Annotated in this window: 29 protein-coding genes; 13 read left to right on the top strand and 16 right to left on the bottom strand. The window is 70.9% G+C overall.

Translation table 11 applies throughout. From position 1 onward, the window contains the following. The first annotated feature begins 55 nt into the window (after window positions 1-55). A complete protein-coding gene (locus tag ABZ848_RS38915) occupies window positions 56-685 on the top strand; it encodes a CGNR zinc finger domain-containing protein (RefSeq protein WP_360839695.1) in 630 nt (209 codons plus the stop codon). Here ABZ848_RS38915 and sodX read toward each other — a convergent pair. Beyond that, window positions 589-1,023, bottom strand: coding sequence for a nickel-type superoxide dismutase maturation protease (gene sodX / locus ABZ848_RS38920; protein ID WP_360839852.1), 435 nt, complete (start codon window positions 1,021-1,023; stop codon window positions 589-591). The two genes, ABZ848_RS38915 and sodX, sit on opposite strands and share 97 nt — an antisense overlap. Before the next feature lie 145 nt (window positions 1,024-1,168). Here sodX and sodN point away from each other — a divergent pair, with 145 nt between their 5' ends. Next, window positions 1,169-1,564 (top strand): superoxide dismutase, Ni, encoded by a 396-nt coding sequence (sodN, locus tag ABZ848_RS38925; RefSeq protein WP_023546844.1) that lies wholly within the window; start codon window positions 1,169-1,171, stop codon window positions 1,562-1,564. A gap of 103 nt (window positions 1,565-1,667) precedes the next feature. On the opposite strand, the gene ppk2 is transcribed toward sodN, so the two are convergent. From ppk2 to ABZ848_RS38940, 3 genes are read right to left on the bottom strand one after another with little or no spacing between them, the layout of a single operon-like run. Then, a complete protein-coding gene (gene ppk2 / locus ABZ848_RS38930; protein WP_360839697.1) occupies window positions 1,668-2,570 on the bottom strand; it encodes a polyphosphate kinase 2 in 903 nt (300 codons plus the stop codon). Between the two features lie 20 nt (window positions 2,571-2,590). Continuing rightward, complete coding sequence (locus ABZ848_RS38935) at window positions 2,591-2,824, bottom strand: hypothetical protein (protein WP_360839699.1); 234 nt, start codon at window positions 2,822-2,824, stop codon at window positions 2,591-2,593. A 16-nt stretch (window positions 2,825-2,840) separates the two neighbouring features. Next, complete coding sequence (locus ABZ848_RS38940; RefSeq protein ID WP_360839701.1) at window positions 2,841-3,995, bottom strand: inorganic phosphate transporter; 1,155 nt, start codon at window positions 3,993-3,995, stop codon at window positions 2,841-2,843. 102 nt (window positions 3,996-4,097) lie between these two features. On the opposite strand from ABZ848_RS38940, the gene ABZ848_RS38945 reads away from it, so the two are divergent. The 3 genes from ABZ848_RS38945 to ABZ848_RS38955 are packed head-to-tail and all read left to right on the top strand — an operon-like array spanning window position 4,098 to window position 5,685. Then, the gene (locus tag ABZ848_RS38945; RefSeq protein WP_360839702.1) at window positions 4,098-4,499 is read left to right on the top strand and encodes a helix-turn-helix transcriptional regulator; all 402 of its coding nucleotides are present in this window, start codon (window positions 4,098-4,100) and stop codon (window positions 4,497-4,499) included. Window positions 4,500-4,525: 26 nt separating this feature from the next. Next, a complete protein-coding gene (locus ABZ848_RS38950; protein ID WP_360839704.1) occupies window positions 4,526-4,939 on the top strand; it encodes a VOC family protein in 414 nt (137 codons plus the stop codon). Continuing rightward, window positions 4,936-5,685: a VOC family protein gene (locus tag ABZ848_RS38955; RefSeq protein WP_360839705.1), complete on the top strand. Its 750-nt coding sequence runs from the start codon at window positions 4,936-4,938 to the stop codon at window positions 5,683-5,685. Before ABZ848_RS38950 ends, ABZ848_RS38955 begins: the two co-directional genes overlap by 4 nt. Here ABZ848_RS38955 and ABZ848_RS38960 read toward each other — a convergent pair. From ABZ848_RS38960 to ABZ848_RS38990, 7 genes are all read right to left on the bottom strand, one after another. Next, on the bottom strand, window positions 5,682-6,008 hold the full coding sequence (locus ABZ848_RS38960) for a DUF952 domain-containing protein (protein WP_360839707.1): 327 nt from the start codon (window positions 6,006-6,008) through the stop codon (window positions 5,682-5,684). The genes ABZ848_RS38955 and ABZ848_RS38960 overlap by 4 nt on opposite strands. A gap of 9 nt (window positions 6,009-6,017) precedes the next feature. Continuing rightward, a complete protein-coding gene (locus ABZ848_RS38965) occupies window positions 6,018-7,226 on the bottom strand; it encodes a sigma-70 family RNA polymerase sigma factor (protein ID WP_360839708.1) in 1,209 nt (402 codons plus the stop codon). Between the two features lie 6 nt (window positions 7,227-7,232). After that, a complete protein-coding gene (locus tag ABZ848_RS38970) occupies window positions 7,233-7,646 on the bottom strand; it encodes a YciI family protein (RefSeq protein WP_360839709.1) in 414 nt (137 codons plus the stop codon). An 85-nt stretch (window positions 7,647-7,731) separates the two neighbouring features. Continuing rightward, window positions 7,732-7,914, bottom strand: a complete 183-nt coding sequence (locus ABZ848_RS38975) for a hypothetical protein (protein WP_360839711.1) — start codon at window positions 7,912-7,914, stop codon at window positions 7,732-7,734. Window positions 7,915-8,033: 119 nt separating this feature from the next. After that, window positions 8,034-8,624 (bottom strand): GNAT family N-acetyltransferase, encoded by a 591-nt coding sequence (locus tag ABZ848_RS38980; protein WP_360839712.1) that lies wholly within the window; start codon window positions 8,622-8,624, stop codon window positions 8,034-8,036. 212 nt (window positions 8,625-8,836) lie between these two features. Then, window positions 8,837-9,913 (bottom strand): family 2 encapsulin nanocompartment cargo protein polyprenyl transferase, encoded by a 1,077-nt coding sequence (locus ABZ848_RS38985; protein WP_360839714.1) that lies wholly within the window; start codon window positions 9,911-9,913, stop codon window positions 8,837-8,839. Between the two features lie 113 nt (window positions 9,914-10,026). Then, the gene (locus tag ABZ848_RS38990) at window positions 10,027-11,433 is read right to left on the bottom strand and encodes a family 2B encapsulin nanocompartment shell protein (RefSeq protein WP_360839716.1); all 1,407 of its coding nucleotides are present in this window, start codon (window positions 11,431-11,433) and stop codon (window positions 10,027-10,029) included. Window positions 11,434-11,739: 306 nt separating this feature from the next. Here ABZ848_RS38990 and ABZ848_RS38995 point away from each other — a divergent pair, with 306 nt between their 5' ends. Together ABZ848_RS38995 and ABZ848_RS39000 are read left to right on the top strand one after the other, a co-directional pair. Then, window positions 11,740-12,330: an N-acetylmuramoyl-L-alanine amidase gene (locus ABZ848_RS38995; RefSeq protein ID WP_360839717.1), complete on the top strand. Its 591-nt coding sequence runs from the start codon at window positions 11,740-11,742 to the stop codon at window positions 12,328-12,330. A 22-nt stretch (window positions 12,331-12,352) separates the two neighbouring features. Next, a complete protein-coding gene (locus tag ABZ848_RS39000; protein ID WP_360839719.1) occupies window positions 12,353-13,246 on the top strand; it encodes a pyridoxal-phosphate dependent enzyme in 894 nt (297 codons plus the stop codon). Between the two features lie 3 nt (window positions 13,247-13,249). Here ABZ848_RS39000 and ABZ848_RS39005 read toward each other — a convergent pair whose 3' ends face one another. Continuing rightward, a complete protein-coding gene (locus ABZ848_RS39005; protein WP_360839721.1) occupies window positions 13,250-14,845 on the bottom strand; it encodes a Na+/H+ antiporter in 1,596 nt (531 codons plus the stop codon). 87 nt (window positions 14,846-14,932) lie between these two features. Here ABZ848_RS39005 and ABZ848_RS39010 point away from each other — a divergent pair, with 87 nt between their 5' ends. From ABZ848_RS39010 to ABZ848_RS39020, 3 genes are all read left to right on the top strand, one after another. Next, window positions 14,933-15,193: a UBP-type zinc finger domain-containing protein gene (locus tag ABZ848_RS39010; RefSeq protein ID WP_360839723.1), complete on the top strand. Its 261-nt coding sequence runs from the start codon at window positions 14,933-14,935 to the stop codon at window positions 15,191-15,193. Window positions 15,194-15,462: 269 nt separating this feature from the next. Beyond that, window positions 15,463-15,876 carry an anti-sigma regulatory factor gene (locus ABZ848_RS39015; protein ID WP_004925829.1) on the top strand — a complete coding sequence of 138 codons (414 nt, stop codon included), beginning with the start codon at window positions 15,463-15,465 and terminating at the stop codon, window positions 15,874-15,876. Beyond that, on the top strand, window positions 15,873-16,982 hold the full coding sequence (locus tag ABZ848_RS39020; protein ID WP_360839726.1) for an RNA polymerase sigma factor SigF: 1,110 nt from the start codon (window positions 15,873-15,875) through the stop codon (window positions 16,980-16,982). The genes ABZ848_RS39015 and ABZ848_RS39020 overlap by 4 nt, the downstream gene beginning before the upstream one ends. Before the next feature lie 37 nt (window positions 16,983-17,019). Here ABZ848_RS39020 and ABZ848_RS39025 read toward each other — a convergent pair whose 3' ends face one another. Next, entirely contained in the window at window positions 17,020-17,469 is a 450-nt protein-coding gene (locus ABZ848_RS39025) for a hypothetical protein (protein WP_360839728.1), read from the bottom strand. Between the two features lie 171 nt (window positions 17,470-17,640). Here ABZ848_RS39025 and ABZ848_RS39030 point away from each other — a divergent pair, with 171 nt between their 5' ends. Beyond that, window positions 17,641-18,609 carry a diacylglycerol kinase family protein gene (locus tag ABZ848_RS39030; RefSeq protein ID WP_242766221.1) on the top strand — a complete coding sequence of 323 codons (969 nt, stop codon included), beginning with the start codon at window positions 17,641-17,643 and terminating at the stop codon, window positions 18,607-18,609. A gap of 319 nt (window positions 18,610-18,928) precedes the next feature. Further along, complete coding sequence (locus ABZ848_RS39035; protein WP_006142322.1) at window positions 18,929-19,186, top strand: WhiB family transcriptional regulator; 258 nt, start codon at window positions 18,929-18,931, stop codon at window positions 19,184-19,186. A gap of 228 nt (window positions 19,187-19,414) precedes the next feature. On the opposite strand, the gene ABZ848_RS39040 is transcribed toward ABZ848_RS39035, so the two are convergent. Together ABZ848_RS39040 and ABZ848_RS39045 are read right to left on the bottom strand one after the other, a co-directional pair. Beyond that, window positions 19,415-20,881, bottom strand: a complete 1,467-nt coding sequence (locus ABZ848_RS39040; RefSeq protein ID WP_360839854.1) for a PAS domain-containing sensor histidine kinase — start codon at window positions 20,879-20,881, stop codon at window positions 19,415-19,417. 411 nt (window positions 20,882-21,292) lie between these two features. Then, a complete protein-coding gene (locus ABZ848_RS39045) occupies window positions 21,293-21,913 on the bottom strand; it encodes a TetR/AcrR family transcriptional regulator (RefSeq protein WP_360839730.1) in 621 nt (206 codons plus the stop codon). A 95-nt stretch (window positions 21,914-22,008) separates the two neighbouring features. Here ABZ848_RS39045 and ABZ848_RS39050 point away from each other — a divergent pair, with 95 nt between their 5' ends. Continuing rightward, window positions 22,009-22,761 carry an SDR family oxidoreductase gene (locus tag ABZ848_RS39050; RefSeq protein ID WP_360839732.1) on the top strand — a complete coding sequence of 251 codons (753 nt, stop codon included), beginning with the start codon at window positions 22,009-22,011 and terminating at the stop codon, window positions 22,759-22,761. Between the two features lie 238 nt (window positions 22,762-22,999). Here the strand turns inward: ABZ848_RS39050 and ABZ848_RS39055 are convergent, their stop codons facing one another. Then, entirely contained in the window at window positions 23,000-24,070 is a 1,071-nt protein-coding gene (locus ABZ848_RS39055) for an SIS domain-containing protein (RefSeq protein ID WP_360839734.1), read from the bottom strand. Between the last annotated feature and the right edge of the window lie 181 nt (window positions 24,071-24,251).

Consider the following 24,251-nt stretch of genomic DNA (forward strand, 5'->3'; position numbering starts at 1 on the left):
GCAGTCATTACCCGACCGCACCCACGACGATAGAGCCCCTCCGTAAGGACTACAAGTGGAACTGGCCTATTACTCGGACCATGCCGTCCGTCTCGTCAACACCGAGGAGCCGCTGCGGGGCAAGGACGTGCTCACCTCGGTGGAGGCCGTCCGCGAGCTGTTCGGCAGCAGCCAGGAGGCGGCCCGCCGCACCACCGAGGCCGACGTCACGCGCTTCCGTTCGGTCCGGGCGCGGCTGCGGGCGGTCTTCGAGGCCGCGGACGGCGGCGACGAGACCCTCGCCGTGAACCTGCTGAACTCGCTCCTGCTGGAGTTCCCGGTCAGCCCCCAGATCTCCGGCCACGACCACCGCGACGAGGACGGCCGCCCGCTGTGGCACATGCACCTGGCCGACCACCCGTCGAACGCGACGGCGGGCTACGCGGCCATCGCGGCGATGGGCCTGGCCTTCCACCTCACCGAGTACGGCGTGGACCGCCTGGGCCTGTGCGAGGCGGCGCCGTGCCGCAACGCCTACCTGGACACGTCCACCAACCGCTCCCGCCGCTACTGCTCGGACCGCTGCGCCACCCGGGCCAACGTGGCCGCCTACCGGGCCCGCAAGCGCCTGGAGGCCGACCGGTCGGACAGCACGGGCCGGGCGGCCGACAGCGCCCAGCGCACGGCCGCGAAGGGCGAGCGCTGACCGTCCTTGAGCGGCCGGTAGCGGAAGCGGACCTTGCCGAGCACCAGGTCCTCCGGGACGGTGCCGTAGTCGGTGCTGTCGCCGCCCGCGTAGGCGTTGTCGCCGAGCACCCACCAGCCGCCCTCGCGCCGCTCGGCGGCCCGCTTGACGACCAGCAGGTCCTGCTGGAAGGGATGCCGCAGGACGACGACGTCCCCGGGCCGGATCCGGGCGCCGTACTGCACCACGAGACGGTCCCCGTGGTGGAGCGTGGGCACCATGGACGGCCCGGTCACCTCGGCCACCCCGAAGGGCAGCAACGCCCGCCCGCGCTCGATCTCCTGCGACAGCTCCGGCATTCCCGGCACCTCCCCGGTACGTTCATCCACCAGTCTCAGTCTGACCCCGGACTTTTGTCCTAAGCCCATGGGGGCACTCGCGAAATCCCCTCTCCCAGGGAGTAATGTCCCACCTGAGAAGACGATCACGAGGAAGGAATGCTCCATGCTTTCCCGCCTGTTTGCCCCCAAGGTGAAGGTCAGCGCACACTGCGACCTGCCCTGCGGTGTGTACGACCCGGCCCAGGCCCGCATCGAGGCGGAGTCGGTGAAGGCCGTCCAGGAAAAGATGGCCGGCAACGACGACCCGCACTTCCAGGCGCGCGCCACCGTCATCAAGGAGCAGCGTGCCGAGCTCGCGAAGCACCACGTCTCGGTGCTCTGGAGCGACTACTTCAAGCCCCCGCACTTCGAGAAGTACCCGGAGCTGCACCAGCTGGTCAACGACGCCCTGAAGGCCCTGTCGGCCGCCAAGGCCTCGACCGACCCGGCCACCGGCCAGAAGGCCCTCGACTACATCGCCCAGATCGACAAGATCTTCTGGGAGACCAAGAAGGCCTGACGAACGACTCGTTCGCGGGGACCGGCGATCGGTGCACCATCGCGGGTCCGCGGGCATACCGAAGGGGCCCGGTCGGTGCATCGACCGGGCCCCTTCGGCGTTCCTAACGGTCGCCGTGATCGTCCTCGCCGGCTTCCAGGAGGCCCGCCGCCGCGCCCACGATCCGCGGGTCGGGGCGGCCGACGACCTCCTCGTCCTTGTCGGCGTAGTCGAAGCGGGCCAGCACGCTGCGCATGGCCTCGACGCGGGCGCGCTTCTTGTCGTTGCTCTTCACCACGGTCCACGGCGCGTGTTCGGTGTCCGTCTCGCGGAACATGGCGACCTTGGCGGCGGTGTAGTCGTCCCAGCGGTCGAGGGACGCCAGGTCCATCGGGCTGAGCTTCCACTGCCGTACGGGGTCGACCTGACGGATCGTGAAGCGGGTGCGCTGCTCGCCCTGGGAGACCGAGAACCAGAACTTGATCAGGTCCACGCCGTCGTCCGCGAGCATCCGCTCGAACAGCGGGGCCTGGCGCATGAAGCGCCGGTACTGGTCGTCCGAGCAGAAGCCCATCACCCGCTCGACGCCGGCCCGGTTGTACCAGGAGCGGTCGAACAGCACGATCTCCCCGGCGGTCGGGAGGTGTTGGACGTACCGCTGGAAGTACCACTGGCCGCTCTCGCGCTCCGTGGGCTTCTCCAGGGCCACCACCCGGGCGCCGCGCGGGTTGAGGTGCTCGGTGAAGCGTTTGATGGTGCCGCCCTTGCCGGCCGCGTCCCGTCCCTCGAAGACGATGACGAGACGGCGCCCGGTCTCCTTGATCCAGCTCTGCAGCTTCAGCAGCTCGATCTGCTGCAGCCGCTTGTGCCAGTCGTACTCCTTGCGCTCCATGCGGTGCGCGTACGGGTAGTTCTCCCGCCAGGTGTCGATCGGCGAACCGTCCGGGCGGATGAGTACGGGGTCGTCGGGGTCGCTGTAGTCGACCTTGAGGTCGGCCAGTTCGGACAGCAAGGGCGGCGTCGTCATTCCTGCTCCTGACTCCCGTCTCAGTGGAACTGCGGCACGATCAGATAGATGCCGTACGCCACCACGGCCGCGCAGGCCAGGAAGCACAGGCCGGCCTGCGCCATGCCCAGGGCCGAGGTGCCGCCGCCCTCCTCCTGGGCGCCCTCGTGGCGGGCGAGGCCGAGGACTCCGAGGGCGAAGACGACGACCACGGCGACCGTGACTCCGATGCTCACCGCGGTCACCTGACCGAGTGCGCTCCAGTCCAGATCCATCGGAACTCTCCTTGCCTCAGGCGGCCGTGCCGACGCCGGCCGGCGCGGCGGTGCGGACGGGGACCTCGTGGTGGTCGTTGACGTTGCCGGCGTGGACCGGGTTGCGGCGCGACTGGAGGACGATGCCCGTGGCCACCGCGGCGCCGATCAGCGCGACGACGACCGTGCCGAAGTTGCCGCCGTGCTTGACCGCGTACGCGGCGAGGCCGCCGACCAGCGCCGCCGAGGGCAGCGTGATCAGCCAGGCGGCCGCCATCCTGCCGGCGACGCCCCAGCGGACCTCCGCGAGGCGCCGGCCGAGGCCCGCGCCGAGGATCGAGCCGGAGGCGACCTGCGTGGTCGACAGGGCGAAGCCCAGGTGGGCGGAGGTGAGGATGACGGCCGTGGAGGCCGTCTCGGCGGCGAAGCCCTGCGGGGACTCGATCTCGGTGAGGCCCTTGCCCATGGTGCGGATGATCCGCCAGCCGCCCAGGTAGGTGCCGAGACCGATGGCGAGACCGGCGGAGGCGATGACCCAGACCGGCGGGCCGGCGTCGTGGCCGAGGGCTCCGGCGGAGATCAGGGTGAGGGTGATGATGCCCATGGTCTTCTGGGCGTCGTTCGTGCCGTGCGCGAGGGAGACCAGCGAGGCCGAGGCGATCTGGCCGATCCGGAAGCCCTTGGTCACGGACCCCTTGCGGGCCCGGGTGGTGAGCTTGTAGGCGAGGTAGGTGGCGATCAGGGCCGCGACACCGGCCACGACCGGGGAGGCCACCGCGGGGATCAGGATCTTCTCGACAACCTTGTCGAAGTGCACGCCGTCGGCCCCGGCGCCGACCCACACGGCCCCGATCAGCCCGCCGAACAGGGCGTGCGAGGAGCTGGACGGGAGCCCGACCAGCCAGGTCACCAGGTTCCACAGGATCGCGCCGATCAGTCCCGCGAAGATCATCCCCGGTGTGACGAGGGTGTCGTCCACGATCCCGCCGGAGACCGTCTTGGCCACTTCCGTCGACAGGAAGGCCCCGACGATGTTGAGCACCCCGCTGATCAGCACCGCCACCTTGGGTTTGAGCGCGCCGGTCGCGATGGAGGTGGCCATCGCGTTCGCGGTGTCGTGGAATCCGTTGGTGAAGTCGAAGGCCAGTGCCGTGACGATGACGACCGCCACGAGGAACGTGATGTGGTCCATTCCCCTATGGGAGCAAGGGCTTTCGTACGGAAGGCGAACTGAGGGCAAAGGACACTCCAGGACCACGCGCCCGCCGGGTGAGGATCGTGCGATCCTGACGTGGTGAACCGAGAGGATCTGGTACGTCTGCGCAAGGCCCGCGACCGGATGGACCGCGAGTACGCCGAACCCCTCGACGTCTCCGCCCTCGCCGGCACCGCGCTGATGTCCCCGGGCCACTTCCAGCGCGCGTTCCGCACGGCGTACGGCGAGACCCCGTACGCCTATCTCATGACCCGCCGCGTCGAGCGCGCCAAGACCCTGCTGCGCCGCGGCGACCTCACGGTGACCGAGGTCTGCATGGCCGTCGGCTGCACCTCCCTCGGCTCCTTCAGCGCCCGCTTCACCGAGCTGGTCGGCGAGACCCCGAGCTCCTACCGCGCCCGCTCGCACGAGGAGAGCGCGGAGATCCCGCCCTGCGTGGTGCGGGCGTACACGCGCCCGAGGCGGGAGTACCGGCCCTAGGCCGGTTCCGGCCCTAGATTGGGGCCATGGACCTGAAACTCCACACCTGTTTCATCGCCGTCGACGACCACGACAAGGCGATCGCCTTCTACTGCGACGTCCTGGGCCTGGAGGTCCGCAACGACGTCAAGTACGAGGGGATGCGGTGGACGACCGTGGGGTCGCCGCTGCAGCCGGACGTGTCGATCGTCCTGGAGCCGCCCGCGGCCAACCCCGACCTCTCCCCCGCCGACCGGGAGGCAATGGAGCAGCTGCTGGCCAAGGGCCTGCTGCGCGGGGTCAACTTCACCACCGAGAACTGCGACGCCCTGTTCGCCCGGGTCCGGGACGCCGGCGCCGACGTCCTCCAGGAGCCGATGGACATGCCGTACGGGGTCCGCGACTGCGCCTTCCGCGACCCGGCCGGGAACATGCTGCGGTTCATGGAGCGCAAGGCGTGAGCGGACCGGTCCGCTGGACGTACGCCTTCATCGACCGCCCGGCCGGGGACTTCGCCCGCGCCTGCGACTTCTGGACCGCCGTCACAGGCACCCGCCTGTCCGAACTCCGCGGTGAGCGCAAGCAGTTCACGACCCTCCTGCACGACGGCGCCGACGCCTGCGTCAAGGTGCAGGGGGTCGAGGCGGGCCCGGGCGGCGCCCATCTCGACTTCTCGGTGGACGACGTGAGGGACTTCGCGGATACGGCGGTGCGCCTCGGGTCGGCGGTCGTCTTCGACGAGGGGACGCTGATCGTCCTGCGCTCCCCCGGCGGCCAGTTGTTCTGCGCGGTCGAGGCGCACGGCGAGTCGGTCCGCCCGCCGGTCGTCCACGGCACCCGCCTCGACCAGGTCTGCATCGACCTCGCGCCTTCGCGGTACGACGCCGAAGTCGCCTTCTGGACCGCCCTGTTGGACGGCTGGGAGTCCCTGTCCGGCTCCCGCCCCGAGTTCCACGTCCTCAAGCCCCCGCCCGGCCTCCCGGTCCGCATCCTCCTCCAACGCCTGGGCGAGGAACGGGAGACGGCCGCCCACCTGGACCTCGCCTGCGCCGACATCGAGGCGACCCGGGCCCAACACGAGGCGCTGGGTGCCGAGTTCGTGTTCGCCGGCCCGCACTGGACGGTGATGCGTGACCCGACGGGCGCCCCGTACTGCCTGACCGGCCGCGACCCGGAGACGGGCGGACTGCCGAAGCACCCGGACTAGTCGCCCGGCCACACCCACGGCTCGACGGCCACCACGGCGTCCACCGGGATCGGCCCGTACACGTGCGGGAACTCCTCCCCGCCGGGCTCACCGGACTCGTACTTCACGGGCACGTCGAGCCGTCCGGGGTCGACGACCAGGACCACCAGATCGTCGAGGCCCTCGTAGAAGCGGGCCGTGCGCGGGAGCTGCGCGCGGGTGGAGAGGTGGATGAAGCCCTCCTCCTGGAGGGTCCTGCCACGGGTGGAGATCTCGTACGTGCCGTGCGCGCGGGCGGCTTCCCAGAGGGCGCGCTCGGTGAGGTGCAGGATGGGGTCGCTCATGGGATCACGCTACGGCTTCAGGCGCGCCGCCCGCTCCCGCAGATAGCGCTGCTCGGGCAGGCTCAGGGTCTTCGCGGCAGCCGTCTCGTAGGCGGTCCGGGCCTCCTCGTACGCGCCCGCCCGCTCCAGCAGATGCGCGCGTACGGCGTCCAGGCGGTGGCCCAACTCCGGCTCCAGCAGGGCCAGTTCCGCGAGGCCCGCCGCCGGGCCGTCGACCATGGCGAGGGCCACGGCACGGTTGAGGCGCTCGACGGGACCCGGGACGAGCCGGACGAGCACCTCGTACAGGCCGAGGATCTCCTGCCAGTCGGTCTCCGCCGCGGACGGTGCCTCGTCGTGGACGGCGGCGATGGCGGCCCGCAGCTGGTACGGGCCCGCACGGCCGCGGGACAGCGCGCGGGTGACCAGCGCGACGCCCTCCTCGATCGCCGCCTTGTCCCAGCGCCCCCGGTCCTGCTCGTCGAGCGGCACGAGCTCGCCGTGCGGCCCGGTGCGGGCGTCGCGGCGGGCGTCGGTGAGCAGCATCAGGGCGAGCAGACCGGCCACCTCGCCGTCGTCCGGGAGGAGGCGGTAAACCGCGCGGGTCAGCCGGATCGCCTCGCCGGCCAGGTCACGGCGTTGCAGACTGGCGCCCGAGGTCGCCGTGTAGCCCTCGTTGAAGATCAGGTAGAGGGTGTGCAGGACCGCGGGCAGGCGCTGCTCCCACTGGTCCGGACGCCCGAACCGCACGCCCCGAACCTTCTGCTTGGCCCGGCTGATGCGCTGGGCCATGGTCGCCTCGGGGACCAGGTACGCGCGGGCGATCTCCGCCGTCGTGAGGCCGCCGACCGCGCGCAGGGTGAGCGCGATCCGGGCGGGCTTGGTCAGGTCCGGGTGGCAGCACAGGAAGAGGAGCGTGAGGGTGTCGTCCTCGCGTGGGGCCCGGTCGTCGAGGGTGTACGGCACCCGGGGTTCGAGCGCAGCCACCCGCTCCTCCCGCGCCCGCCGCGCCTCCTCCGCCCGCAGCGCGTCCGTCAGCCGCCGCGCCGCCACCCTGATCAGCCAGCCGCGCGGATTGTCCGGAACGCCCGCCGACGGCCACTGCCCGGCCGCGGCGAGGAGCGCCTCCTGTACGGCGTCCTCGGCGGCGTCGAAGTGGCCGTACCGTCTGACCAGCGCGCCGAGGACCTGCGGCGTGTGCAGACGCAGCAGGTCCTCGACCTCGGTGGTCGTACCCATGGACGGTCAGACGTCCGCGGAACCGCTGTCGATGGGCCGGATCACCACGGGGTAGTTGGTGGCCCCGGCGGGCAGCGGGCACCGGGTGACGCGCTCGGCGATCTCCGTGACCCGCTCCAGGCTCGCGCAGTCCAGCACCCAGTAGCCGGCCAGCAACTCCTTGGTCTCGCTGTACGGGCCGTCGGTGATCACCGGCTTGCCGTCGTCGCCCAGGCCGACCAGCCGGGTCTTCGCCGGCTCGACCAGACCCTGTCCGTCGATCATCTCGCCGGTCTCGGCGAGGTCGTCGTTCAGGGCGCCCATGAAGGCGTACATGGCCTGGACGTCCTCCTGGGTCCAGGCCGGGGCGATCGCGTTGGCCCTGCCCTGCATGCCCTCGTAGTCCGCCTGCGTGCACTGCACCATGACCAGGTACTTCATGACTCGCTCCTTCGGCTCGGGCCGCCCGTGACGGGCGGCGCTCACAGGGGACGTCGGAGCCGGGTTCTGATTCTCGACACGGGTTTCAGGAATTCTTCGCGGTCGTCTCGTCGGGGTCGGCGCTCTCCGGGACGTATGCCTCGCAGTCGGGGTTGCGGCACGGGCCGGCCACCCATCGCGGGACCCACGCGCCCAGCGTCTTGTAGCGCCTGATGACGGTCGCCACGGGCTGTCCGCAGGCCGGACAGACGTGTTCTGAGCTGTCCATGCCCTCAGCGTAGGCCGGTCGGCGCCTGCGCGCGTACGGACGGACGAGTACTCGTTGCCGAACGTCCGCACCGGCTCCGGCGCCGCACAGCCGGACGCCGAGCCCGCCGTCCTCCGCCTTCAGCGGGGTTCCCGCCACATCGGCCACATGAGCGGGCCGTCGGGAAGCCGGAGGGGACTGCCGATGAGCTGGAAGCCGAGACGCTCGTACAGGGCGCGGCTGCGGGCGCTGCTGGCCTCCAGGTAGGCGGGCAGGCCGTCCTGGTCGCAGCGGTCCAGGACGTGGGTGATGAGCGCGGTGCCGAGGCCCTCGCCCTGCCGGCCGGGTGCCGTGCCGATCATCCACAGGTACTCGTGGGCTCGGCCGGCGGGGTGGATGTCCTGGGTGAGCCGGCCGATCAGCTCGACGCGCTCGTTGTCGGGGTCGACGGCGGCACGGAGCTGGGCGGGCCCCTCCTCGTCGTCGTGTGCAGCGTCGGCCGGTACGGAGAGCCAGAGCGCGCACGCGCCGCCGTCCTCGGTGACGTCGACACGGCCCGCGGCGAGCACGACGTCGGTGAAGGCGGCCATCAGTCCGGGGTGGGTCGTACGGCGGTGCTCCTCGGTCGGGAAGACCCAGTTGCTGACCGGATCGTCCTGGAAGGCCTCGTCCAGCAGCCGCACGACCAGCTCTCTGTCGCCTTCGCCCGCCGCCCGGACAGTCACACCCATCTGCCGACTCCTCGCTCTCAACCGACCCTGTCCGTACGGGGGTTGAGCCTAACCCGGAGCGCGGACAACGGCGGGCCCCGCACACCGTGGGGATGTGCGGGACCCGCCTGCCGGAGCCTCGGCGGGCATGCGGGGTCAGGAGCCGTACGGCCGCCTGTGGGCTCCGGGGTACTGGGTGACGCGCCCGCTGCGTGGCTCAGCGGGCGCCTTGCTCAACTGCTGCGCCGCGTCACGAACTCCGCCAGCGCCAGCAGTCCGCCCGCCGCCTCCGGATCCGGTACCGCCCGCGCCAGCTCCTGCATCGCGCCGGCCATCCGGTCGGCGGCCTGGACCTGCGCCCAGTCCCGCCCGCCGGCCCGCTCGACGGCGAGGGCGGTCCGCTCCAGGTCCTCCTTGGCGTAGGGCGCTTCGTAGAGCACGGCCAGTTCGGTCGCCGCCGGGGTGCCCGAGGTGAGCGCGGCGACCACCGGCAGGGACTTCTTGCGGGCCGCGAGGTCCGCCCCGGCCGGCTTGCCGGTGCGCAGCGGGTCGCCCCATATGCCGATGACGTCGTCGATGAGCTGGAAGGCGAGCCCGGCCTGCCGCCCGAACGCGTCCATCGCCCGGACCTCGTCCCCGCCCGCCCCCGCGTACAGCGCGCCCAGCGCACAGGCGCACCCGAGCAGCGCGCCCGTCTTGGCCTCGGCCATGGTCAGCACCTCGTCGAGGGTGACCTCGGCGGGTCCGCGCCGCTCCATCGCGGTGTCCGTGTGCTGTCCGGCGCACAGTTCGACGACGCAGGCCGCGAGGCGGGCGGCGGCCGCCCCGGACGCCGGATGCGGGTCCTCGGCGAGCAGTCGCAGGGCCAGCGCCTGCATCGCGTCCCCGGCGAGGATCGCGTCGGCGTCGCCGAACACGGTCCAGGCGGTGGGCCGGTGACGCCGGGTGGTGTCGCGGTCCATCACGTCGTCGTGCAGCAGCGTGAAGTTGTGCACGAGCTCCACCGCCGCCGCGGCCCGTACGGCCGCCTCGCGCGCCCCCGGTCCGCCGAGCGCGGCGGCCGCGGTGAGGACGAGCGCGGGCCGTATCGCCTTGCCCGCGTTGCCCGCCGCCGGTGTCCCGTCGGCGTGCTCCCAGCCGAAGTGGTAGAGCGCGATCCGGCGCATGGAGCCCGGCAACGAGTCGAGCGCGGCGCGCAGTTCGGGGTCGACGGCGGCCCGGGTGCGCTCCAGGATCGCCGTCGCCTCCTGCCCGTCGAGCGCCGGTGCCTGCGGGGGAACCGCTTTCGCCTCCGTCGTGAACTCGGCCATGGGATCCCCCTCGGTCAGTCCGCGGACGGTGGCGCTTCCGCTGCGGCCGGTCGCATACGACCGAGGTCTACCCGTCCCCGCGGGCGGGGACACGGCTCCGAGGTGCAGAAACGTCACCTCCAGCGGCCGATCTCGACGTTCTCCAGGACCCCGAGCGCGTCCGGGACGAGGACCGCGGCCGAGTAGTACGCCGTCACGAGGTACTTGATGATGGCCTGTTCGTTGATGCCCATGAAGCGCACGGACAGGCTCGGCTCGATCTCGTCCGGGATGCCGGCCTGCTGGAGTCCGATGACGCCCTGTTCGGCCTCGCCGGTGCGCATGGCGATGATCGAGCTGGTACGGGCCTCGGTGACCGGGATCTTGTTGCACGGGTAGATCGGCACACCGCGCCAGGTCGGGATGCGGTTGCCGGCCACCTCGATGGTCTCGGGGACCAGGCCGCGCTTGTTCAGCTCGCGGCCGATGGCGGAGATCGCGCGCGGGTGGGCGAGCAGCAGCTTGGTGCCGCGCCGCCGGCTGAGCAGCTCGTCCAGGTCGTCGGGGCTGGGCACGCCGTCGTGCGGCTGGAGCCGCTGGTCGTACTCGCAGTTGTGCAGCAGTCCGAACTCGCGGTTGTTGACCAGCTCGTGCTCCTGGCGCTCCTTCAACGCCTCGACGGTGAGCCGGAGTTGCTGCTCGGTCTGGTTCATGGGCTGGTTGTAGAGGTCGGCCACGCGCGAGTGGATGCGCAGCACGGTCTGGGCGATGCTCAGTTCGTACTCGCGGGGCCGGGCGTCGTAGTCGACGAAGGTGTGCGGGATGTCGGGCTCGCCGCTGTGGCCGGCGGCGAGGTCGACCTCCTTCTCGCCGTACTTGTTGGTGTGCTGCTCGGGAATCGCGCGCAGCTGCTGGAGGTGCTCGCGCAGGGAGTCGGAGCGCTCCGCGACCTGCTCGACGTCCTGGCGGGACAGGACCAGCACGGTGCAGGTGGTGGCCGCGCGGACCGTGCACTCCCAGATGGCGTCAGGGCTCAGCAGGGCCGCGTCGCCGAAGTAGGCGCCGTCGGCGAGCACGCCGAGCACCGCGTCGTCGCCGTAGGGGCCGGTGCCGACCTTCTCCACCCTGCCGTGCGCCAGCAGATGAACCTCGTCGGTCCGGCTGCCGAAGGAGGCGATCACGGAGCCCGCCCCGAACTCCTGCTGGCGGCAGCGCTGGGCGAGCTCGGCGAGCACCTCCTCGTCCTCGAAGTCGCGCAACGCGGGCAGTTCACCGAGCTCCGCCGGGATGACCTCGACCCGGTCGCCGGTCTTCACGAAGGTGATACGGCCGTCCCCCACGGCGTACGTCAGTCGCCGGTTCACCCGGTACGTACCACCCTGGACGTTCACCCAGGGCAGTGTGCGCAGCAGCCAGCGGGAGCTGATCTCCTGCATCTGGGGTGCGGACTTGGTCGTGGTGGCCAGGTTCCGCGCGGCGGCCGTGCCGAGACTCTGCTGCGGCTTGCCCTGCTCCGAACGGACCTCTTCGCCTACCGACATATGAGAATTGCCCTCCCGGTCATGCTCCGGCGCGCTGGGTGCGCAGGAGCATCGCGATCTGCACGAGCAAGCCTTCCATCACGGAGCGTGCCGGTGCTATTACCCGAAAGAGCGGGAATGGATCACCGTGGGACTGGGCAGATGAGCGATTTCCGTCGAACGACCGGCGCGGGAGCCGGATTCCGAGTGGCCGGAACCGCTCGCTCCCACTGACGACAATGTGTGACCGCATGCTCACTTTCGGTACAACTCCCGGCACGGACGGTCGCGTCGGGCGGCCGTCGGCACGGTGCGAAGGAGCCGGTCATGGCCTCACCCATGCCCGCGGGCAGTTTCCTGGACGGCCTCAGGGCGGAGGGAGTCACCGTCGTCGAGGTCGGCGACTGGGAGCATCACAACCGCAACCACAAGGGGCCCTGGGGCCCGGTGCACGGGGTGATGATCCACCACACGGTGACCAGCGGCGCCGAACGCACCGTCGACATCTGCCGCGACGGCTACTCGGGCCTGCCCGGCCCGCTCTGCCACGGCGTGATCACCAAGGACGGCACGGTCCACCTGGTCGGCTACGGCCGCGCCAACCACGCGGGCCTCGGCGACGACGACGTACTGCGCGCGGTGATCGCGGAGAAGGCGCTCCCGCCGGACAACGAGGCGAACACCGACGGCAACCGCCACTTCTACGGCTTCGAGTGCGAGAACCTCGGCGACGGCGAGGACCCGTGGCCCGAGGCACAGCTGGAGGCCATCGAGAAGGCGGCGGCCGCGGTGTGCCGGCATCACGGCTGGACGGAGCGCTCGGTGATCGGCCACCTGGAGTGGCAGCCGGGCAAGGTGGACCCGCGCGGCTTCACGATGGCGTGGCTGCGCGAGCGGATCCGGGACCGCCTGAAGTGACGTGCGAGGCGAGAATGGACCCGTGACCGTCCTCGACACCCTGCGCCCCCGGCTCCCCTCCCCCGTGCAGGAAGTGTCGGACGACCGCTTCACCCGCCACGGCCTCCGTCTCCTCCTCAAGCGCGACGACCTCATCCACCCGGATCTGATCGGCAACAAGTGGCGCAAGCTCGCGCCGAACCTGGCCGCCGCGGACGGCCGCACGGTCCTCACCTTCGGCGGTGCCTACTCCAACCACCTGCGCGCCACCGCCGCCGCGGGCCGTCTGCTCGGCCTGCCCACGGTCGGCGTGGTGCGCGGCCAGGAACTCGCCGACCGCCCCCTCAACCCCTCCCTCGCCCGGTGCGCCGCCGACGGCATGCGACTGCACTTCGTCGACAGGTCGACGTACCGCCGCAAGACCGAACCCGACGTCCTCGCGCGCGTGCTGCGCGAGACCGGGGCGGAGGACGCGTACGTCGTCCCGGAGGGCGGCAGCAACGCGGCGGCGGTACGCGGCTGCCGGGCCCTGGGCGAGGAGCTGCGCGGGCAGGCGGACGTCGTCGCCCTGGCCTGCGGCACCGGCGGCACCCTGGCGGGCCTGGCCGCGGGCCTGGCACCCGCACAACGAGCCCTGGGTATACCGGTCCTCAAGGGCGGCTTCCTGACCACCGACATAGAGGCCCTGCAGGACCAGGCCTTCGGCGGCACGAGCGGCAACTGGATCCTCGACGACCGCTTCCATTTCGGCGGCTACGCGCGCGTACCCGCCGAACTCGACAGCTTCGCCGAGGGCTTCGAGGACCGTCACGGGGTGGAGGTGGAGCGTCTGTATGTCGCCAAGTTGCTCTATGGACTTGTCGCCCTCGCGGAGGAGGGCGTGTTCCCGCGCGGGACGACGATCGCCGCTGTGATCACCGGGCGGCCCTTCCCCTAGGAGCTAGGAGGTCTCCCGGTAGGCCGCCGCCTCCTCGAGGTCCAGTCGTCTCAGCAGCGTTCGCAGCATCTCGTCGTCGATGTAGCGGCCGTCCCGGAGGCGTACGAACATCGCGCGTTCCGCGCCGATCATCTCGCGGGACAGGCGGCGGTAGGTGTCGTCGACGGATTCGCCGGTGATCGGGTTCGTCTGGCCCAGGCGTTCCCAGACGGCGTTGCGGCGGCGTTCCAGGACGTCACGGAGGCGGTCGGCGAGGGGTGGGGGGAGGGTGTTGCGTTCGTCGGTGAGGAGTTCGTCCAGGCGTTGTTCGGCGACCCGGGAGGCCTGGGCCTGGGCGTTGGCCTCCGCGAGGGTCTCGGCCTGGGCGTCCCGGGCGGGGAACTTCACCAGGCGGATCAGCGGGGCCAGCGTGAGGCCCTGCACCACCAGGGTGCCGATGACCGTCGTGAAGGTCAGGAAGAGGATGAGGTTGCGCTGCGGGAAGTCGTCGCCGCCGTCCACCGTGAGCGGGATCGAGAAGGCGATCGCCAGGGAGACCACGCCCCGCATCGCGGCCCAGGAGGTGACGATCGGGCCTCTCCAGGTGGGGTTCTCCTCGCGCTCCCTGATGCGCGGGGAGAGGAGACGGGGAACGAACGTCCCCGGGTAGACCCACAGGAACCTGGCCGCGACGACCACCACGAAGATCGCGAACGCGTACCAGGCGGCGTCGACACCCTCGTACTCCCCAAGGCCTCTGAGCACGATCGGCAGTTGGAGGCCGATCAGCGCGAAGACCGCGGACTCCAGGACGAAGGCGACCATCTTCCAGACCGCCTCCTCCTGGAGGCGGGTGGCGAAGTCGACCTCCCAGTTGCGGTGTCCGATGTAGAGGGCGACGACCACGACCGCGAGGACACCGGAGGCGTGCACCTGCTCGGCGACCGCGTAGGCGACGAACGGGATCAGCAGGGACATCGTGTTCTGGAAGAGCGCCTCCTTCACGTGCGTGCGCAGCCAGTGGATCGGCAGCATCAGCACCAGGCCGACGACCACGCCGCCGACCGCCGCCAGCAGGAACTCGCCGATCCCGCCGATCCAGGAGGCACCCTCGCCGACCGCGGCCGCGACGGCGACCCGGTAGGCGGTGATGGCGGTCGCGTCGTTCAGGAGGGACTCGCCCTGGAGGATCGTGGTGATCCGGGAGGGCAGGCCGACCCGGCGGGCGACCGCCGCGGCCGCCACCGCGTCCGTCGGCGCCACCACCGCGCCCAGCACCAGAGCGGCGGGCAACGGCAGCTCCGGGACGATCAGATAGGCCGCCCAGCCCACCGCGAAGGTCGCGAAGAGCACGTATCCGACGGACAGCAGCGCCACCGGCCGCATGGTGGCCCGCAGGTCGAGGTACGAGCTCTCGACGGCCTCCTTGTGCAGCAGCGGCGGCAGGACCAGCGGCAGCACGATGTCCGGGTCGAGCGTGTAGTCGGGCACCCCCGGGACGTACGACACCACGAGGCCGGCCGCGACCAGCCACAGCGGGGCCGGCACCGGGGTGCGCCGGGCGGCCGCGGCGATCGCCGCGCTGCCCGCCACCAGCAACAGGAGTGGCATCACGTCCATGAACCTCGCCCGCCCTCGCTCATCGTCGTCCGCCCGCCCTCTGTTTTTCCGCGCGGCCATCCGCGCGCCCGTCGTAACCTGGCAATCATGAAACAGTGCACGCACGCCGACGCGCTGCCGCTCCCGGATCCCGAGCCGCGGAGCGAGACCTGCCCCGAGTGTCTGCGGGACGGCACACACCCGGTCCAGCTCCGGCTGTGCCTCACCTGCGGCCACGTCGGCTGCTGCGACTCCTCACCGGGCCGGCACGCGACGGAGCACCACAAGGACTCGGGCCACCCGATCATGCGCACGTACGAGCCCGGCGAGAACTGGCGTTGGTGCTTTGTCGACCACGTACTTGTGTGACCCTGGAGGACCGGGGACGGCCCACGATCAGGACGGTTCGACCGTCTGACGTCTGGGTACGTCAACCCGGCGCGCGTTCTTCCCAATTGGAGCCGCAGACCCCTAGACACGGAGCGTGTCCACAGGTTTACTGTGAGTGACGGCAAGGGGTCGGGGTCCTGGGGACAGGAAAGTTGAGAGCGCGATAGCGTCACCGCTGAACCACACTTCGCGTTACCCCGGGGGGCGACCCTCGGCCCCGAAAAGCTTGTACCACCTTGGAGGTGAGGGTGTCCCAGATCGCAGGCGAGCCCGCGACCCAGGACTTCGTGGAAGTCCGGCTGCCGGCCGCGGGTGCCTACCTGTCGGTGCTGCGTACGGCCACGGCCGGCCTCGCGGCCCGTTTGGACTTCACCCTCGACGAGATCGAGGACCTGCGCATCGCGGTGGACGAGGCCTGCGCGATCCTGCTGCAGCAGGCCGTGCCCGGCTCGGTGCTCAGCTGCGTCTTCCGGCTCGTCGACGACTCTCTTGAGGTCACCGTCTCGGCCCCGACCACGGACGGTCACGCCCCCTCGCGGGACACCTTCGCCTGGACCGTCCTGTCCGCTCTCGCGGGCAAGGTCTCCTCCGCCGTGGACGAGGACAAAACCGTTTCGATCAGCCTCTACAAACAGCGCGGCGCGGGACCCGGGCCGGCGTGAGGACAGGGGACGGGCCGGTGCGTGACGAAGAGCGCGGCACACGGGAGCTGCCGGCCGAGGGCACAGGCGGGTCCCGACGCACAGGGGACGGCATCGACGGCATCCCCGAGCAGGCCCGGCCGCATCCGGAGGACGACGCCGACGCCAGTGCGGCGGCCGGCTTCCCGGAGGACGGACGGCGGGATCGGGAAGGTGCCGCGCCGAGCACGCCCCTGGACGGACGGAACGGGTTCGCCCCGCTCCGCCCGGAGGCGAAGGCTCGGCGAAGGACAACGGGCGGGACGATGAGCGAGCACGAGCGAGACGACCAGCAGGGCACGCAGACCGTGCAGCAGGCCACCCAGCACGACGCACAGGACCGCAGCGGAGCGCGGGCGATGTTCGTCGAGCTGCGCGGACTGAAGGACGGCAGCGCGGAGTACGCCGAGCTGCGCAACAAGCTGGTCCGTATGCACCTGCCGCTCGTCGAGCACCTCGCGCGCCGCTTCCGCAACCGCGGCGAGCCGCTGGACGACCTCACCCAGGTCGCCACCATCGGCCTGATCAAGTCGGTCGACCGCTTCGACCCGGACCGCGGCGTCGAGTTCTCGACCTACGCGACCCCGACGGTCGTCGGCGAGATCAAGCGCCACTTCCGCGACAAGGGCTGGGCGGTCCGCGTCCCGCGCAGGCTCCAGGAGCTGCGTCTCGCGCTCACCACGGCGACCGCGGAGCTCTCGCAGCTGCACGGCCGCTCCCCCACGGTCCACGAGCTGGCCGAGAAGCTGGGCATCTCGGAGGAGGAGGTCCTGGAGGGCCTGGAGTCGGCCAACGCCTACTCCACGCTGTCCCTGGACGTCCCCGACACGGACGACGAGTCCCCGGCGGTCGCGGACACGCTGGGCGCGGAGGACGAGGCCCTTGAGGGCGTCGAGTACCGCGAGTCGCTCAAGCCGTTGCTGGAGGATCTCCCACCGAGAGAGAAGCGGATCCTTCTCCTCCGCTTCTTCGGCAACATGACCCAGTCGCAGATCGCGCAGGAGGTCGGCATCTCCCAGATGCACGTCTCCCGCCTGCTGGCCCGCACCTTGGCCCAGCTCCGGGAGAAGCTCCTGGTGGAGGAGTAGAACCTTCGAGGTCTACAGCCGCGAAAGCGCCGTATCCCTACTGCTTGCCGTCCTGTGCGCGGCCCGGGCCCCTGATGCCGAGGGCCTGGGTCGTGGCCGGGTTGACCAGCAGCACCAGGGAAGCGACGGCGACGACCGCCAGCGCGATGCCCGCCGGGATCGCCACGCTGTCGGCCTGCAGCAGGTTGTAGGCCACGGGCAGCGCCATGATCTGCGTGATGACCGCCGGGCCCCGGCTCCAGCTCCTGCGCCCGAGCAGTCCACGCGCCGCCAGCAGCGGCAGCAGGGCGAGGACGATCAGCGTGATCCCGCCGGTCACCGCGGACCCACGGTCGTCCGGGTCACCCGCGAGGCCCTCCACGAGCATCCAGACACCGCCGGCGACCAGCGCGAGCCCCTCCAGCGCGGCGAGCGCGGCCGCGTACGTAAGGCGGCGCGGGCGGGGTCCGGCGGTTTCCTCGGCGGCGTGGGTCTTCTCACTGGTCACCCCTGAAGGGTAGCCCTGGGGGCACCGGCCACCGCCCGGGTGTCCCAGGGGGACGCGCACCCGTGCGGCGAGGTTGAGCCGGCCGCCCGTGGCGAGACTCACGCGCCCTCCTCTTACCTGATCCCTACCTCGACCTGTGCCCGGTACCCCCCAGTAGGTACGCTGCAACTCATGCGTGCACTTCTCGTGGTCAACCCGGCGGCAACCACCACAAGCGCACGTAGGCGCGATGTGCTCATCCACGCGCTCGCGAGCGAGATGAAACTCGAGGCGGTCACCACCGAGTACCGCGGCCACGCGCGCGACCTGGGCCGGCAGGCGGCGGAGAGCGACGACATCGACCTGGTGGTCGCCCTCGGCGGCGACGGCACGGTCAACGAGGTGGTCAACGGCCTGCTGCACGCCGGCCCCAACCCGGACGGCCTGCCCCGCCTCGCGGTGGTCCCCGGCGGCTCCACCAACGTCTTCGCCCGCGCCCTTGGCCTGCCCAACGACTCCGTGGAGGCGACCGGCGCCCTGCTGGACGCCCTGCGCGAGGGCAGTGAACGTACCGTCGGCATGGGTATCGCGGCGGGCACGCCGGGCACCGAGGACGAGGCGGTGCCGGCCCGTTGGTTCACCTTCTGCGCGGGGCTCGGCTTCGACGCGGGCGTGGTCGGGCGGGTCGAGCAGCAGCGCGAGCAGGGCAAGAAGTCCACGCACGCCCTTTACCTGCGCCAGGTGGCCCGGCAGTTCCTGCAGGAGCCCAACCGCCGGCACGGCACGATCACCCTGGAGCGGCCCGGCGAGGAACCGCTCACGGATCTGGTGCTGTCCATAATCTGCAACACCTCGCCGTGGACGTATCTGGGCAATCGTCCGGTGTACGCGGCGCCTAAGGCTTCGTTCGATACCGGGCTCGACGTAGTCGGTCTCAGCCGCATGTCGACCCTCACGGCCGCCCGGTATTCCACGCAATTGCTCACTTCGTCCCCCGAGCGCGGGGTCCATGGCAAGCACGCTGTGACCCTGCACGACCTGGACCAGTTCACCTTGCATTCGAAGGTGCCTCTGCCCCTTCAGATGGACGGCGACCACCTCGGGCTGCGTACGAGCGTGACGTTCACAGGCGTACGCCGTGCACTGCGTGTGATTGTGTGAGCAGAAGGGGCTAAAGTCCTTTCACTCGAACGTTTAGGCCAGGATCCACCCCATGGAAGTACGGCTGTGACCTAGTCGACACCGAGGAATCAAAAAAAACTTTCCGGAAGGGGTTGTATCCGCCGCTGAGGTTTGCGAGTCTCTACGTGGCGGTCGGGACAGCCCGCAACACCAGCGTCCACAGACCACCGGAACCCCTCTTCAAACCACAGGACCTCGCCAGGGAACCTGGCGTTCGGCCCTTCACTTGTTGAGGGATTCGTGAAAGCGTTCACATTCACAAGCAACCTGCACGTAATACCAAGGAGAGGTAGCAGCCATGGACTGGCGTCACAACGCCGTTTGCCGCGAGGAAGACCCCGAGCTCTTCTTCCCCATCGGCAACACCGGTCCTGCGCTGCTGCAGATCGAGGAAGCCAAGGCCGTCTGCCGTCGCTGCCCCGTTATGGATCAGTGTCTGCAGTGGGCGCTCGAGTCCGGCCAGGACTCCGGCGTCTGGGGTGGTCTCAGCGAGGACGAGCGCCGCGCCATGAAGCGCCGCGCCGCCCGCAACCGGGCCCGTCAGGCCTCCGCCTGACAACACCCGCCCCGCACAGCCTGAGCTTGGCGGCGCGTACAGCGAGTACGCATCTCCCGCCCCCGAGCCGCAGCGCGCAGTAACCCCCGGTGCGCCTAGCAATAGAGCAGCAACGAGCGATCGGCCCCGGATCTTCGGATCCGGGGCTCTTTGCTGTCCGGGCTCTTTTGCTGTCCGGGCTCTTTTGCTGCGCGGGCTCTTCTGCCGTGCGGGCAGGGGCGGTTGGCGCTACTTGTTCGCCCGCACCGGTACGTCCAGGATCACCCGGGTCCCCCGCCCCGGCGCCGGCACCATGTCGAACGTACCGCCCAACTCGCCTTCCACCAGGGTCCGTACGATCTGCAGCCCCAGGTTGCCGTCGGTGTGCGGGTCGAAGCCCTCGGGCAGGCCGACGCCGTCGTCCTGGACGGTGACCAGGAGGCGGGCCTCCTTGGTGGTGCCGCCGCGGACGGCCGACACCTCGACCGTGCCGGTGTCGCCCTCGCGGAAGCCGTGTTCGAGGGCGTTCTGGAGGATCTCCGTGAGGACCATCGACAGCGGGGTGGCGACCTCGGCGTCGAGAATGCCGAAGCGTCCGGTGCGGCGGCCGGTGACCTTGCCCGGCGAGATCTCGGCCACCATCGCCAGCACCCGGTCGGCGATCTCGTCGAACTCGACGCGCTCGTCCAGGTTCTGGGAGAGCGTCTCGTGCACGATCGCGATCGAGCCGACCCGTCGTACCGCCTCTTCGAGCGCTTCCCGCCCCCGGTCGGACTCGATGCGCCGGGCCTGGAGGCGCAGCAGCGCAGCGACCGTCTGGAGGTTGTTCTTCACCCGGTGGTGGATCTCCCGGATGGTCGCGTCCTTGGTGATCAACTCACGCTCGCGGCGGCGCAGTTCGGTGACGTCCCGGAGCAGGACCAGCGAACCGATGCGCGTGCCCTTGGGCTTGAGCGGGATCGCGCGGAACTGGATGACCCCGTCGTGCGCCTCGATCTCGAACTCGCGGGGTGCCCAGCCGCTGGCCACCTTGGCGAGCGCCTCGTCCACCGGGCCGCGGGTGGGGGCGAGTTCGGCGGTGGTCCTGCCGAGGTGGTGGCCGACCAGGTCGGAGGCGAGGCCCATGCGGTGGTACGCGGACAGCGCGTTCGGGGAGGCGTACTGGACGATGCCGTCCGCGTCGAGGCGGATCAGGCCGTCGCCTACGCGCGGGGCGGCGTCCATGTCCATCTGCTGGTTCGCGAACGGGAAGGAGCCGGCCGCGATCATCTGCGCGAGATCCGAGGCGCTCTGAAGGTACGTCAGCTCCAGGCGGCTCGGGGTGCGCACGGTGAGCAGGTTGGTGTTGCGGGCGATGACACCGAGGACGCGCCCTTCCCGTCGTACCGGAATCGACTCGACCCGGACCGGGACCTCCTCGCGCCACTCGGGGTCGCCCTCGCGCACGATCCGGCCCTCGTCGTGCGCCGCGTCCAGCATGGGGCGGCGACCGCGCGGGACGAGGTGGCCGACCATGTCGTCCTGGTAGGAGGTGGGGCCGGTGTTGGGCCGCATCTGGGCCACCGACACATAGCGCGTGCCGTCACGGGTGGGCACCCAGAGCACCAGGTCGGCGAAGGAGAGGTCGGAGAGCAGCTGCCACTCCGACACCAGCAGATGGAGCCACTCGAGGTCGGAGTCGTCGAGGGCGGTGTGCTGGCGGACCAGTTCGTTCATGGAGGGCACGTGTGCGAGCGTACCTGGCGGTATGTACGTGGCCGAAAAGCGGCTTGAAAACACCCGCGGGCCGCGGCGCCTGAGAGGGACCCTCAACCCTCCCGGCACCGCAGCCCGGAGCAATATCGGCCGCGGGGTGTGCGGTCCCGGTACCGGCCGAAGGTTGAGGAGCCGGGGCAGTCAGGGCAGAGAGCTCCGGTTCCTCCGTCCGTCCTCCTGTGCGGGGAGGGCGGAAGCTTTGGTGGTTCTGCGGTTGGTCCTGCAGTTGGTCCTGCGTCGCACTGTTTCAATTGTGGACTAGACCACTAGACGTGTCCATGCGTTGGAGGCTGTTCGTTGTTGTTATTTCTCGGACGGTCTCCAACTGCTCGGACGCCCTAGCAACCACCACGCAGCCTAACCCGTGTGGGTTCATGTGCGGGGCCAGATGGCCATGGCAATTTCCGCGAGCGCTTCCAGTTCCTCCCGGCTCGCCCCGTCCCGCGCCTGTTGGGACATGCCCTGGATGATCGCGCCGGTGTGCCGGGCGAGGGCGGCGGCGTCGGTACCGGCCGGGAGCTCGCCCGCCGCGACGTCGGCGGCGATACGGCGCTCGACCGCGGCGATGTTGCCGTTGCGCCGCTCGCGCAGGGACTCCTCGACCTCGGGGCTCGCGCAGTGCGTGGCCGCGTGGATGACGAGGCAGCCGTGCGGGCGGCCCGGGGCCGTGTACTCGGCGGCGGCCTCGTGCAGCATGCGTGCGACGGCCGCGCGGGCGGTGGGTTCCTCGGCGAGGGCCCGGTCGCCGAAGGAGCCGTACCGGGCGCCGTAGACGCCGACGACCTCTTCGAACAGGGCCCGCTTGTCTCCGAAGGCCGCGTACAGGCTGGGGGCGCCGATGCCCATCACCCGGGTGAGGTCCGAGACGGACGTCCCCTCGTATCCGTGCTCCCAGAACGCCATGACCGCCTTCTCCAGCGCGGTCTCGCGGTCGAAGGACCGGGGCCGGCCGCGCGGCCTGACCTTGGTCTTCGTGTCGTCGCCGTCCACCATGGAGTGAATTGTATAGCGGGTGCTAGAGAAATGTCGGCGGGGTGTTGTACGGTCTTTCTGTAGCGACCGCTAGAGAATTCTGGAGGGGTGTCGGCATGGGTGTGCTCGCGGGGAAGACGGCTCTGGTCACCGGGGCGAGCAGGGGCATCGGGCGGGGGATCGCCGAGCGGCTGGGGCGCGACGGGGCACGGGTGGCGGTGCATTACGGGAGGAACGAGCAGGCGGCGAAGGAGACGGTGGCCGCGATCGAGGCGGCGGGCGGCTCGGCCTTCGCGATCGGGGTCGAGCTGGGGCGGCCGGGGGACGCGGCGGCCCTGTGGGAGGAGTTCGACCGGCACGCGGACGGGCTGGACATCCTGGTGAGCAACGCGGCGATCGGGAGCTCCCGGCCGATCGACGAAATAGCCGAGGACGAGTACGACGGCCTCTTCGCGGTGAACGTGAAGGCGCCGTTCTTCCTCGTCAAGCAGGGCGCGACGCGACTGCGGGACGGCGGCCGGATCATCAACATCTCGTCGGGGCTCGCCCGCAACGCCGCGATGCCGCACAACATGGCGTACGCGATGACCAAGGGCGCGCTGGACGTCTTCACACGGGACCTGTCCAAGGTGCTGGGCCCCCGGGGCATCACGGTGAACTCGGTGGCGCCCGGGATCATCGACACGGACAACACGGCGGAACTGCTGTACGGCAGCCCGGACGGCTGGGCACAGGCGGCGGCGTACTCCGCACTGGGCCGGGTGGGCGAGACGGCCGACGTCGCGGAGGTGGTGGCGTTCCTGGCGTCGGACGGGGGGCGGTGGGTGACGGGGGGTTGGGTGGATGTGACCGGGGGTTCGCTGGTGTAGATGCTCTTGTGTGGACGGGCTTGGGGGGCGGGCGGGCTTGGCGGATGCGCGGCTTGGGGTGGGCGGGCCTGGCGGATGCGCGGCTTGACTGATGTCTGGCTCGGGGGATGGCCGGCTCGGCGGATGCCAGGCTCGGGGGATGGCCGGCTCGGCGGGCCCCGGCTCAGGGGACCGGGCTCACTGGGCCTCGGCTCGGCGGATGCCAGGCTCGGCAGGCCCCAACCCAGCGGACCCCGGCTCAGTGGGTCTCGGTGACCTTCGCCAAGGCGCGGGGTGCGTCCGGGTCCTGGCCGCGGGCGATGGTGACCTCGTACGCCAGCAGTTGGAGGGGGATGATCTCCAGGATCGGCTGGACCTCCTCGGCCACGCCCTCCGTGGGCAGCACGAAGCCGGCGGAGGCCTGCTCGACCTGGTGCCGGGGACCGACGACGAACAGGTCGGCGCCGCGGCCGCGCAGCCGGTCGAGCACGGGCTGGAGTGCTTCGCCGCCCTTGCCGTCGGTGACGACCGCGATGACCGGGGAGACGTTGTCGACCATGGCGAGGGGGCCGTGCAGGAGGTCGGCGCCGGAGTAGGAGAGGGCGGGGATGTAGCTGGTCTCCATGAGCTTGAGCGCGGCTTCCTTGGCGGTGGGGTAGCCGTAGCCGCGGGAGGTGATGACCATGCGCTCGGCGAAACGGTAGCGGGCGGCGAGGGCGCGGATCTCGTCCTGGCGGGCGAGCAGTTGCTCGGCGAGGTCGGGGAGCGGCTTGGCGGCACCGCCGTCGCCGCCGCGCAGACCCTCGACGAAGAGGTAGAGCGCGAGGAGGGAGGCCGTGTACGTCTTGGTGGCCGGGAGGGCCTTCTCCGGGCCGGCCATGATGTCGACGTGGTACTCGGAGACGCCGGCCAGCGGTGAGTCGGGGTTGTTGGTGACGGCCAGGGTGATCGCGCCGGCCTCGCGGGCGGCGCGGGTCGAGGCGACCAGGTCCGGGGAGCCGCCGGACTGGCTGACGGTGATCACCAGGACGTCGGTGAGGTCGGGGCGGGCACCGTAGGCCGTGGTGGTGGACATCGAGGTGAGACCGCAGGGCAGGCCGAGGCGGATCTCCAGGAGGTACTTGGCGTAGAGGGCGGCGTTGTCGGAGGTGCCGCGGGCGGTGAGCAGGACGAAGCGGGGGTTGCGGGCGGCGATCTCCTGGGCCACCTGCCGGATGCCGGGGGCGCCCTCCTCAAGCAGCCGGCGCAGCACTGCGGGCTGCTCGCCCATCTCGCGGGCCATGATCCGGCCGGGGACGTCGTTCGTGGGGGCCGGGGTCGTGGCGGTCATGGTGGGTCCTCCGGGTGGGGCGATGTGCGACGGGCTGGCCCTATTTCACTCCCCCCGGGCGAATGACGCCTGTCCTCTGCGTGGATTCACGGTGCCGCTCGCTCACCTTCGCCCATCCTTCCTGCACCTTCGATTCCTCTTCCTGCGCCTGCGCCTCTCCTTCCTGCGTCAATTCCACCTG

It is taken from the genome of Streptomyces sp. NPDC047081 (assembly GCF_040643775.1).
Classification (GTDB): domain Bacteria; phylum Actinomycetota; class Actinomycetes; order Streptomycetales; family Streptomycetaceae; genus Streptomyces.